This window comes from Shigella sp. FC1567 (assembly GCF_001743015.1).
Lineage (GTDB): Bacteria > Pseudomonadota > Gammaproteobacteria > Enterobacterales > Enterobacteriaceae > Escherichia > Escherichia coli.
In genome coordinates this window covers 1-11,265 of the sequence record NZ_MIIV01000047.1, presented here as the reverse complement: position 1 = coordinate 11,265, position 11,265 = coordinate 1, and the positions used below count along the sequence as shown (strand labels likewise).

General features: G+C 47.2%; 7 protein-coding genes, 3 tRNA genes and 4 pseudogenes. 4 read left to right on the top strand and 10 right to left on the bottom strand.

Annotated features, from left to right (window positions below):
* Positions 1 to 675 precede the first annotated feature (675 nt).
* Together BHE85_RS04065 and BHE85_RS04060 are read right to left on the bottom strand one after the other, a co-directional pair.
* Positions 676 to 1,938 (bottom strand): tyrosine-type recombinase/integrase, encoded by a 1,263-nt coding sequence (locus tag BHE85_RS04065; protein ID WP_000055693.1) that lies wholly within the window; start codon positions 1,936 to 1,938, stop codon positions 676 to 678.
* Positions 1,939 to 2,099: 161 nt separating this feature from the next.
* A tRNA-Asn gene (locus BHE85_RS04060) sits at positions 2,100 to 2,175 on the bottom strand.
* 160 nt (positions 2,176 to 2,335) lie between these two features.
* Between BHE85_RS04060 and yeeO the strand changes: the two genes are divergently transcribed.
* Both yeeO and BHE85_RS04050 read left to right on the top strand, forming a co-directional pair.
* Entirely contained in the window at positions 2,336 to 3,823 is a 1,488-nt protein-coding gene (yeeO, locus tag BHE85_RS04055; protein WP_077785042.1) for a toxic metabolite efflux MATE transporter YeeO, read from the top strand.
* 100 nt (positions 3,824 to 3,923) lie between these two features.
* Positions 3,924 to 3,999, top strand: a tRNA-Asn gene (locus BHE85_RS04050).
* Between the two features lie 455 nt (positions 4,000 to 4,454).
* Here BHE85_RS04050 and BHE85_RS04045 read toward each other — a convergent pair.
* The 3 genes and pseudogenes from BHE85_RS04045 to BHE85_RS04035 all read right to left on the bottom strand — a co-directional run.
* Positions 4,455 to 5,171 (bottom strand): YebC/PmpR family DNA-binding transcriptional regulator, encoded by a 717-nt coding sequence (locus tag BHE85_RS04045; RefSeq protein ID WP_000532912.1) that lies wholly within the window; start codon positions 5,169 to 5,171, stop codon positions 4,455 to 4,457.
* 342 nt (positions 5,172 to 5,513) lie between these two features.
* Positions 5,514 to 5,954 (bottom strand): annotated as a pseudogene (locus BHE85_RS04040) (phosphorylase family protein); the annotation flags it as partial.
* A pseudogene (locus BHE85_RS04035) lies at positions 5,947 to 6,318 on the bottom strand (LysR family transcriptional regulator); the annotation flags it as partial. The pseudogenes BHE85_RS04035 and BHE85_RS04040, both read right to left, overlap by 8 nt.
* Before the next feature lie 326 nt (positions 6,319 to 6,644).
* Between BHE85_RS04035 and BHE85_RS04030 the strand changes: the two are divergent.
* Positions 6,645 to 6,720: transfer RNA gene (locus tag BHE85_RS04030), tRNA-Asn, on the top strand.
* A gap of 54 nt (positions 6,721 to 6,774) precedes the next feature.
* Here the strand turns inward: BHE85_RS04030 and ldtA are convergent.
* The 5 genes and pseudogenes from ldtA to BHE85_RS04005 all read right to left on the bottom strand — a co-directional run bounded on the left by ldtA (position 6,775) and on the right by BHE85_RS04005 (position 10,718).
* Positions 6,775 to 7,710: a L,D-transpeptidase gene (gene ldtA, locus BHE85_RS04025; RefSeq protein WP_000986309.1), complete on the bottom strand. Its 936-nt coding sequence runs from the start codon at positions 7,708 to 7,710 to the stop codon at positions 6,775 to 6,777.
* A gap of 61 nt (positions 7,711 to 7,771) precedes the next feature.
* Positions 7,772 to 8,851, bottom strand: coding sequence for a nicotinate-nucleotide--dimethylbenzimidazole phosphoribosyltransferase (gene cobT, locus BHE85_RS04020; RefSeq protein ID WP_024257987.1), 1,080 nt, complete (start codon positions 8,849 to 8,851; stop codon positions 7,772 to 7,774).
* Positions 8,852 to 8,862: 11 nt separating this feature from the next.
* Entirely contained in the window at positions 8,863 to 9,606 is a 744-nt protein-coding gene (gene cobS, locus BHE85_RS04015) for an adenosylcobinamide-GDP ribazoletransferase (RefSeq protein ID WP_004983079.1), read from the bottom strand.
* Positions 9,603 to 10,147 (bottom strand): annotated as a pseudogene (cobU, locus tag BHE85_RS04010) (bifunctional adenosylcobinamide kinase/adenosylcobinamide-phosphate guanylyltransferase). The gene cobS and the pseudogene cobU overlap by 4 nt, the downstream one beginning before the upstream one ends.
* 133 nt (positions 10,148 to 10,280) lie before the next feature.
* A complete protein-coding gene (locus BHE85_RS04005; protein WP_000849049.1) occupies positions 10,281 to 10,718 on the bottom strand; it encodes a hypothetical protein in 438 nt (145 codons plus the stop codon).
* A 160-nt stretch (positions 10,719 to 10,878) separates the two neighbouring features.
* Between BHE85_RS04005 and BHE85_RS04000 the strand changes: the two are divergent.
* Positions 10,879 to 11,265 (top strand): annotated as a pseudogene (locus BHE85_RS04000) (transposase); the annotation flags it as partial.

Sequence of the window (11,265 nt, the reverse complement as noted above, 5' to 3'; positions counted from 1 at the left end):
AAAACAATAATCATCGACTATTAAATTCATGGTTATTCATTATAAATCAATGAACAATGAATTATTTTTGGATGGTCGATTTTTGATAGCCATCACATTTGTATACTTTCCTATCAATACTGATAAAAACAATAATCATCGACTATTAAATTCATGGTTATTCATTATAAATCAATGAACAATGAATTATTTTTGGATGGTCGATTTTTGATAGCCATCACATTATAAAATACTCTTTATTCATCGTTATCCACCGAAAATCTACGTAGAAATTTTTTTGTACGGTTTCCTCTCAATAACGATGCTTCTGAACGGTATGACCTATTGGCAGGCTTCTGGTGCAGCTTGACGATTTTTCTGGCGATTGCGCCAGCAAAGGAAAAAGGCCGGAAAGGGTAAGGGGCGGCTAAGGGTAACAGCGCCAGACCGGAAAAGGCCAAAGGGCTGAAAGGGCCGTAACACTGGCGCAGTTTGATGTTTATTCGATAAGATCTGGCGCAGTCCTGACACAGACAGGCGACGGCAGACTGGCGCAGGTAAGCGGTGGTACTGAACTGGTGCAGTTATGGCGTTTCTGGTGCAGATTGTCTGGCAGCGATTGCCTAATGTAAAAAGCAGATCCGGATTCAATCAGGATCTGCTTTTTCATTTTTAACAAATTATATAGCCACTGTCTCAGGCCGCCTTATGCCGCCGCGCATAAATATACGGCGCAACGTACCCCTCGCGACTTACATCCAGATAATCCGACCACCACTGCATCATGGCTGTACGGGCGTCGAGATGTTCAGCCCGGTGGATATACGCTGCCCGAACGCTGTTGCGCTCCTGATGACTCATCTGCCGCTCCACGGTATCCCGTGACCAGAGTTCAGTTTCCACTAATGCGCTACACGCCATTGTCCGGAATCCATGCCCACAGACATCAGTTTTGGTATCATAGCCCATAAGACGCAACGCCCGGTTGACAGTGTTTTCGCTCATCGGCTTATACGGGTTATGGTCGCCGGGGAACACCAGTTCCAGATGGCCGGAGATTTCCTTTATCTGCTTCAGAATGGCGATAGCCTGACGAGAAAGCGGCACTATATATGGAGTACGCATTTTTGCGCCACGGCCAGAGAAACGGACTTTCTCAATCGCTTCCCTTGTGGCGGGGATGGTCCAGATTTTGTTTCTGAAATCTATCTCACCCCAGCGGGCAAAGCGCAGCTCGCTGGAACGGATAAACAGGTGGAGAGTCAACACCACCGCCAGCCTCGTAAGCTGCCGTCCCTGCTGATAGTCGCCAATGCGCTCAAACAATTCGGGCAACCGCTCCAGCGGCAGGGCGGGATAGTGATTCTTAACCGGCGGCGCGGTGACGCCTTCCAGATGCTGCGCCAGGTTGTTTTCGGTGAATCCCTGCTGTACGGCGTAACGCATGATGTTGCAGAGTTGCTGCCGGGTTCGGGACGCGACTTCCAGAAAACCTTTATCCTCAATAACCCGCAGTAACGCAGTGAAATTCTGCGTTTTCAGCGTAGTGACAGGCAGATGACCAATCGCCGGAAAGATATGATTTTCCATGCTGGCGAGGATGCGCGCGGCATAATCAGGCGACCATTTTTTGTTGGTTTTGTGCCATGCAAGCGCCACGGCTTTAAAATACTTTTCCGGTGACGCTGCGGCTTTATCAGACATGCGCTGGTGGGCGGGGTTAATATTCTGCGTCAGTAGCTTACGGATATCGTCACGTCGTTGTCTTGCTTCAGCAAGTGAAACCAGAGGATATGCGCCCAGACTGACGCGGGACTCTTTACCACTGAAGCGATACTTGAGATACCAGATACGCGAACCGCCCTGATTGACCAGCAGATACAGACCGTGCGAATCAGACAGTTTTACGGGTTTTGAAGAGGGTTTTAAGTTACGGATTTTTGAATCGTTTAAAGACATTTGGGGGTCACTCCAGAATCGAACCAACCTGCCCCCAAATCTGACCACCAAATTAACCGGATGCGGAGGGAAAACTGAATACACATCTGGAAAGATTTTCACGCTAACTTATTGAATCAATATCAAATAAGGACTAATAAGATAGCGTAAGAATCGGAATTTGGCTCCTCTGACTGGACTCGAACCAGTGACATACGGATTAACAGTCCGCCGTTCTACCGACTGAACTACAGAGGAATCGCTGTTGAGGCACATCTTAACGGCGAAAAATCTTTTGTCAAACCCGATTTTTAAATTCCCCAACTGTTTGCCGTTTCTATCAACAGTTTGTTGCATTTGCAGACAATTTGTTGGCGAAAATCTTTGCAGCTTTGCTGATTCTCCCTCATTATTTGAAATGTGGTTTCACTTTCTGCAATTAAGGTCGGCTTTGAATATCTCCTCTGCTTTACGCCAGGTTGTTCACGGCACTCGCTGGCACGCTAAACGCAAGAGCTACAAAGTGTTGTTCTGGCGCGAGATAACCCCGCTTGCTGTTCCTATCTTCATGGAGAATGCCTGTGTCCTGTTGATGGGGGTTCTGAGCACTTTTCTGGTCAGCTGGCTGGGAAAAGATGCGATGGCCGGCGTGGGATTGGCGGACAGCTTCAATATGGTCATTATGGCTTTTTTTGCTGCTATCGATCTTGGTACTACTGTCGTTGTGGCATTTAGTCTCGGTAAGCGGGATCGACGACGAGCGAGGGTGGCGACGCGGCAGTCATTGGTGATCATGACGTTGTTTGCCGTACTGTTGGCAACGCTTATTCATCATTTTGGCGAACAAATTATTGATTTCGTCGCGGGTGATGCCACGACAGAAGTTAAAGTACTGGCGTTGACTTATCTGGAGCTGACGGTACTCAGTTATCCAGCAGCTGCCATCACTCTTATTGGTAGCGGGGCACTTCGTGGTGCAGGGAATACGAAAATACCGCTATTGATTAACGGTAGCCTGAATATTCTTAATATTATTATTAGCGGCATATTGATTTACGGCCTTTTCTCCTGGCCGGGACTGGGATTTGTCGGGGCAGGGCTGGGTTTAACCATTTCTCGTTATATTGGCGCAGTTGCAATTTTGTGGGTGCTGGCGATTGGTTTTAATCCTGCGCTAAGGATTTCGTTAAAGAGCTATTTTAAACCGCTGAATTTTAGCATTATCTGGGAAGTCATGGGGATTGGTATTCCCGCGAGTGTCGAATCAGTGTTATTTACCAGTGGTCGGTTATTAACCCAAATGTTCGTTGCCGGGATGGGGACCAGTGTTATTGCCGGAAATTTTATCGCGTTTTCAATTGCGGCTCTTATCAACTTACCCGGAAGTGCGCTCGGCTCTGCTTCTACGATCATTACAGGCCGAAGGTTGGGGGTAGGGCAGATAGCGCAAGCAGAGATTCAGTTGCGGCATGTGTTCTGGCTTTCCACTCTTGGATTAACGGCCATCGCCTGGCTAACGGCTCCCTTTGCCGGGGTTATGGCATCGTTTTACACCCAGGATCCACAGGTTAAACATGTCGTTGTGATTCTGATTTGGCTAAATGCTTTATTTATGCCTATTTGGTCCGCCTCATGGGGGCTACCCGCTGGATTTAAAGGTGCTCGCGATGCCCGTTACGCCATGTGGGTTTCTATGTTGAGCATGTGGGGTTGCCGGGTTGTCGTCGGTTATGTGCTGGGCATCATGCTTGGCTGGGGTGTGGTTGGTGTCTGGATGGGAATGTTTGCCGACTGGGCTGTGCGGGCCGTGCTGTTTTACTGGCGAATGGTTACTGGACGTTGGCTGTGGAAATACCCTCGATCCGAACCGCAAAAGTGTGAAAAAAAGCCAGTTGTGTCGGAATAAACGACAAAATGCAGATTATTTCAGCAAACGATTTCAAATTTAAATAACAGGCTTTGACATTGTGGGTGGGCATCGCTAATATTCGCCTCGTTCTCACGATTCCTCTGTAGTTCAGTCGGTAGAACGGCGGACTGTTAATCCGTATGTCACTGGTTCAAGTCCAGTCAGAGGAGCCAAATTTTAGTTTTGAGACATCTCTATGAGTCTCAAAACAGTTAAAAAATAAAAATTATTTTTACCCGGTTACCTTGTAAAAAAGTGCCCGGGATTTTTGATTTCTGTGTTTCGTGCGCTTAATCGAGTCTCACGCTTCAGTGAGCAAATTGCCCCTCCCCAACAGACATCACGATTCGCAAGGTCAAAAACTCTGTTCCATGAAGTACCGTACAAGGATAAAGAGAAAAATGCCTTATGCGGGATGTAGCTGTCGCGTCTTTATCGGGAAACTATGCGTAATTGTCACTTTGCCTTCTGTAATCAGAAAAAGAAGAACTGGAATTATAATAAATATTATTTCTCTGGGAACGAGGATTTTTTATAAGCAATATGACGAGTTGAACATTATATTTTTTATAAGGATTATATGAGATTAAAGAAATCTGCCATAAAGACAGATTTCTTTAATATATAATTAGAGATTTGCGACGTTATGATAAACTTTTTGTACATCGTCGTCATCTTCAAGGGCATCAACAAGCCCTTCAAAGATTTCTAAATCTTCTGGGGAAAGCTCAACTTCAGATTGAGCAATCATTTCTAATTCTGTTGTTGAGAACTCAGTGATTCCAGCTGCTTTTAGAGCCGCGATTCCTTTATGAAGGTCAGTAGGTTCGGTATAAATAACAATGTTACCTTCTTCTTCAGTCACATCACGAACATCAACTTCAGCTTCAAGTAAAATTTCAAAAATATGGTCAGGGTCTGATCCTTTAAATACAATCACACCAGTATTGTCAAACATATAGCTGACAGAACCTGCCGCTCCGATATTGCCGCCTTTTTTATTGAAAATTGTGCGAACGTTAGCAATCGTACGGTTAACATTTGAAGTCAATGTCTCGGCGATAATCATTGAGCCATTAGGACCAAAGCCTTCATAACGTCCCTGCACGAACGTTTCATCTCCGCCGCCTTTGGCTTTATCAATTGCTTTATCAATAACGTGCTTTGGAACTTGTGCCTGCTTTGCACGTTCAATAACGAATTTTAAAGATGTGTTTAATTCTGGATCGGGTTCACCTTGTTTAGCAGCAGCATAGATTTCTACACCGAATTTTGCATAAATTTTAGACGTTGCACCGTCTTTAGCCGTTTTTTTAGCAACAATATTGGCCCATTTACGTCCCACTGGAATGATCTCCTCGAAAATTTATTTACATTACTGGTAAATCGTTAACATGTGTTAATTCGGCATATTATATCATAACAGGAAAAATCTCGTCTATTAGAAATAAAAATATTCTAAAGCCATAATCTTATATTTAATTTTATAAAAACTTATATTGTTGGCGGGATTTTTTATAATTGTGTTTTGAAAGCATACTTGCTTTTAATATGTGGAAATCATTAAGACGATAATAAAACACGTATCCGCCCAAGGAAGCAAACAGCCCACGATTATTGCAGGCTATTTGCCAGGTGTCTTACTTACTCCTTCACATCTATTTCTGATAAGAAGGTTCAGAACTTATTATCGGAACGGCGGCTCATTAAAGGTTCGTAATTTACGCGAATGCAGTCGGTCGCCTTCTGCGCGCAGCAAATCGATCGCCCGAATGCCAATTTGCAGATGTTCGGAAATAGCGCCTTCATAAAAACGGTTAGCCTGGCCGGGAAGTTTAATCTCGCCATGCAACGGTTTATCTGAAACACACAGTAGTGTCCCGTATGGCACGCGGAAACGATATCCTTGCGCGGCAATGGTTGCACTTTCCATATCAATTGCTACGGCCCGGCTTAAGTTAAAACGAAGTGCAGAAGCTGAGTAACGTAATTCCCAGTTCCTGTCATCTGTGGTTACCACAGTACCAGTACGTAGCCGCTGTTTGACTTCCTCACCGGGCCTGCCGCTCACCAGCTTGGTGGCGTCATAAAGCGCACGTTGCACTTCAGCAATGCTCGGGATAGATAACGATCTCCGGAAATTCAGCGCGAACCGCCTGTAATAAGGGCATGGTGATGGATGACGCAGCGGTTCCTGGTGCAAAGCCAATCGAGACTTGCCCCGATAATGCCTGACCAACGTTATGCACCGCCAGTTGGGCCTGTTCACACTGACGTAAAATGGCCCGCGCATGGGTATAGAGAATTTTTCCGGCGTCTGTTGGCGTAACGCCCCGCTTTGTACGGATCAAAAGTTGTTGATTTAACTCACCTTCCAGTGTGGCAACCTGCTGGCTGAGCGCTGGTTGTGCGATATGCAATACTTCAGCAGCCTGGGTCAGGCTACCAATATCTACAATTTTTACGAAGTATTTCAGGCGTCTGAAGTTCATGTTGCCTCCGGTTTTTAAGAATCGGCCCAAGTGCCGCCATTACTTACAACCAGATTGCAAGATGCTTGCCAGTTTTATTTTGGCGTTGATGTACAAGCTAACCAACTGTCAAATAAGAGATTATGATAGATTCGTCATTTGCTCCTTTAATCAGCTGTCGCGTTCCCCTGCCCTATAAAAGGAGGGTATGCACCACGATGGTTCATTACCCAATAAGATTGAAAGCTCACCACTTTGTTGAAATTGACAGCAAACAAACAAAAAAATGCATTTCACCCTTTGACATCACCATGCACTGCCATTAATATGCGCCCCGTTCACACGATTCCTCTGTAGTTCAGTCGGTAGAACGGCGGACTGTTAATCCGTATGTCACTGGTTCGAGTCCAGTCAGAGGAGCCAAATTCAAAAAACCTGCTTTCTAGCAGGCTTTTTGCTTTCTAATTACCAACGCTCTTAAAACATCTGTCTTGAACCAGAACTAATTGGCACAGGCATTCCCGATCGACGTTGCAACGCAGCATTTGCGCGATTTACATCAACTTCTTGCCCGCTGATAAACGCCCGCAAAGATGGGGTTACCGGCAATGGCACTTTTCGGTCAAACTCATATTCTGCACGATTGCGCGACAACGGCTCATGAACTTCCAGCCAGTTCGAGCCATCTGGTTCAGTGGTGTATTTTACTGGCTGGTCGATAATTTGCACACGCGTCCCAACAGGAACATTATCAAACAGATATTTGATATCGTCATTGCGCAGACGAATACAGCCCTGACTTACCCGGAGCCCAATACCAAAATTGGCATTGGTACCATGGATGGCATACAACCTGCCAATATAAATCGCGTACAGCCCCATGGGATTATCGGGGCCCGCAGGAACAAATGCGGGCAAACTCTCCCCTCGTTTCGCATATTCGCGCCGAGTGTTCGGCGTTGGCGTCCAGGTTGGAGCTTCTTGTTTACGTTCAACGGTAGTCACCCAGTTACGCGGGGTTTCTCGCCCAGCCTGGCCGATACCAATAGGAAAGACTTCCACAGTATTACTGTCTGGTGGGTAGTAATAAAGACGCATCTCAGCGACGTTAACCACAATCCCTTTACGAACAGTGGCGGGCAAAATCAGTTGCTGCGGAATGGTGAGTTGCGAGCCGGACTTCGGCAAGAAAACATCAGCACCCGGGTTCGCTTCCAGCATGTTACTTAACCCTTGCCCGTTTTGTGCGGCAAAAGTCTCCAGCGGCTGGGTATTGTGATCAGGAACAGTTACAGTATACGACTGCCCCACTAAACGGCTACCCTCTGGAGGTAATGGGTAAGTTACCGCCAGGCTAGTATGGCTGGCAAAAAGCAGAGCAAATGAGCAAAAAATATTTACACGACGCATCATGTCCCTTTCCTAAGTCGCGAAAGCTATCCGTTAAGTATAGCTTTTATCAGACTTTTCGTTTTTAACTGTTCAAATCAGAAGTCGTATTCCCCGGTAGAACAATATTACTGGCAGCAAGTTCGCCCATGTTGTTATATATCGCACAGGCAGCTTCGATGATGGGCATCGCCAGAGCTGCGCCACTCCCCTCACCTAAACGCATCTCCATATTGAGATAAGGCTCCAGCCCCAAATGCGACAGCGCTATACGCGCTCCTTTTTCTGCCGACAGGTGAGAAGGAATGAGATACGGTTTGATTGCAGGAGACATCTGACAGGCTGCGAGCGCAGCAGCATAAGAAAGAAATCCATCCAGCAACACGGGTAAACCGCAGGACGCAGCGCCTAACATCACGCCAGCCATTCCGACCAAATCAAATCCACCCACTTTTGCCAGGACATCAACGCCATCCTGCGGATTTGGTTGATTCAACGTAATCGCCCGGCGCACAACATCAATTTTATTAGCCAGTTTATCTGTCGGCAGGTTTGCGCCAATCCCAACCACTTCTTCAGGAGCCCGGCCAGTGATTGTGCTGACTATTGCCGCTGCCGGTGTCGTGTTTGCCATCCCCAGTTCACCTACACCAAACAGCGTAACACCGTTTTTTGCCAGCTCCCGCGTATAACATATGACGTCCAAAAGCAACTTTTCTGCCTGATGGCGACTCATTGCCGGAGCTGAAGCAATATTGCCACTACCTCGAGCAACACGCATGTTGATAAGCCCGGGGATAGGCTCAGCAGTATCAATACCAACATCAATTACGTAGACGTTAGCGCCCGCTTGTGCTGCCAGCACACACACGCCGGTTGTTCCGCGGGTCATATTTTCAGCCTGAATGGCTGTCACTTCTTTTGGGGAAATAGCGCCCCCTTCCTCCCAGACGCCGTGATCGGCACACATGACCAGTACCGCTTTTTTGCCCACATGCGGAACGCCATTCAACCCCGGCATTCCTGCCAGTTGTATGGCAAGCGCCTCCAGCCTTCCCAGGCTACCAACAGGTTTGAGTAACCCGTCGATATGCCGTTGTGCACGCGACATAGCGGCAGGATCGATAGCAGGGATCGTATTCAGTAAATCGGCAAGTGTTTGAATGTCACGTCTCTTTATAGCAGTGCCAGCAGGAAGACCAGTTCACCAAGCTCTATAGCAGCTCCCAGCGTATCGCCGGTTTGCCCGCCCAGCGTACGTTTGAGAAGCTGACCGAGGATGAAAATCGCCACCATCGTCACCACCATAGCAGCCACACCATGCATACCCGGCAATAATACGGCAGCAAAAATAGCGGCTAAGCCGAGTGTGACGCAGGTTTGTCGCCCATCAATTTTGCCAATGAACACATTGCCAAGTCCTTCTTCCCGGGCATAACGATGACGATACATCAATAATGCGGCAGTCCCGCGGCTGACCGCACATGCTGCCGCCAGCAATGCAAGGATCGGTTCGCCACGCAGAGCCAACTCGCTTAATACCAGAATCTTTGCCAGTACAACAAAAATCAATGCCAGACCGCCGTGGGTGCCTAAACGGCTATCACGCATGATTTCCAACATGCGATCGCGGCTACGTGCAGAAAATACGCCATCACAGGTATCGGCGAGGCCGTCCAGGTGGAATCCCCCGGTCATCAGCGCCAGCACAAGTACGCTAAACAGTGCCGCCAGTGGTACGCCACACCATGCCTGCAGCACCATGAAGACCAGCCCGCTAATCGCGCCAAGCAATAATCCAATTAAAGGAAAAGTAATAATACCGCGAGAATAATGCTCGAAATCCAGTCCCTGGGACCAGCGACGCGGTACAGGCAGACGCGTAATAAAAGAGAGCATCGCCCAAAATAATTTACTCATTTGATTTTTACTCCAATACCCGAAACCACCAACCATACTTCATTTGCCGCAGCGGCCAGCTGCTGATTTACCCGCCCGGCAATATCACGAAAATGTCGTGCCAGACGACTCTCCGGCACAATCCCCATTCCCACTTCGTTAGTCACTAATACAACCTTTGCGGGACAACGTTGGCAGGCAGCAATCAACGACTGAATCTCAGCATTAATCGCCTGTTCCATCGCCTGATAATCCCATTCATCAGGGTCTTTATCGCCGCCATAATCAAACAACAGATTAGTCACCATGGTGGTAACGCATTCCAGCAATACAGCCTCATGCGGGTTAATGTCTGCATGAATTAATTCATCAAGATGTTGCCAGCGCTCCACTGTGTGCCAGTGCGTCGGGCGGCCTTGCCGATGATGTTCTATCCGTGCAGCCATCTCATCATCAAGGATTTGCGAGGTGGCGTATACAGAACCTGTGAAGAGTCCCCAATAAGCGCCTCTGCGTGGCGACTCTTCCCGCTCCGTACGCCCCCCGTCACCGAAATCATCATACCGACTCCTGATTCAATTGTATGATGGTATTCATTGAACAGAACAATGGATCCCCCACCGTTGCTGACCGCAAAACATTTACGCGATTAATACTGCGCGTAATATAATTAAAAATCCAGCATTCTCAATCCATTACGAAAGAAGATGGCATTGCGGAATAGCCAGACTTCCTCGTGTTAACGTCCGACAAAATGCGTCATTGACAGCGGTTTCTCTGGAATGACAGATTTCATTCAGATAATGGATTAATGCTACAGCCCCACCAGCCGGACCAGTCAGCAAACGGGCATTGTGTTCTGCAATCAAAATTACCGTCGTTCCCTCAGAATGAGCGAGCCATTCTGGTACGGATATCTCGCTTTCAGCTGCTATCAATAGCAGCACTGAATAATCGCTATACGAATCTGATAACGATTGCACAGGCCCACCATCAAGAGGCTGGAAATCTTGCTGCCAGTCCTCACCAACAAAACAGGTTATTGGCAATATATCAGCCAGATGTTTCGCCAGATCCACATCTCCAGATAAGAGGCAAAAAAGAGCTATCGATTCGGGTTTTATCGTTTTCATGCCTCTCGCCCTCCACTTAATTTCCTGTAATGGCGCTCTGGTTGATAAGCCATGAAACAATATTGCCACACCTTGAATGCAGCCCTGGTGAAGTGGCACACTGAATTTGGCCACCTGAACAGAGGTGATATGCTCACCTCAGAACAACACAGGTGCTCCAATGAAAAAAAGAAATTCTAGCGCAGAGTTTAAACGCGAATCCGCTCAACTGGTTGTTGACCAGAAATACACGGTGGCAGATGCCGCCAAAGCTATGGATGTTGGCCTTTCCACAATGACAAGATGGGTCAAACAACTGCGTGATGAGCGTCAGGGCAAAACACCAAAAGCCTCTCCGATAACACCAGAACAAATCGAAATACGTAAGCTGAGGAAAAAGCTACAACGCATTGAAATGGAGAATGAAATATTAAAAAAGGCTACCGCGCTCTTGATGTCAGACTCCCTGAACAGTTCTCGATAATCGGGAAACTCAGAGCGCATTATCCTGTGGTCACACTCTGCCAAGTGTTCGGGGTTCATCGCAGCAGCTACAGATACTGGAAAA

Coding starts and splice junctions, on each gene's coding strand:
- BHE85_RS04065 (WP_000055693.1), bottom strand. CDS start 1,938: ATGTCTTTAAACGATTCAAAAATCCGTAACTTAAAACCCTCTTCAAAA.
- yeeO (WP_077785042.1), top strand. CDS start 2,336: ATGTGGTTTCACTTTCTGCAATTAAGGTCGGCTTTGAATATCTCCTCT.
- ldtA (WP_000986309.1), bottom strand. CDS start 7,710: ATGATGCGTCGTGTAAATATTTTTTGCTCATTTGCTCTGCTTTTTGCC.
- cobS (WP_004983079.1), bottom strand. CDS start 9,606: ATGAGTAAATTATTTTGGGCGATGCTCTCTTTTATTACGCGTCTGCCT.
- BHE85_RS04005 (WP_000849049.1), bottom strand. CDS start 10,718: ATGAAAACGATAAAACCCGAATCGATAGCTCTTTTTTGCCTCTTATCT.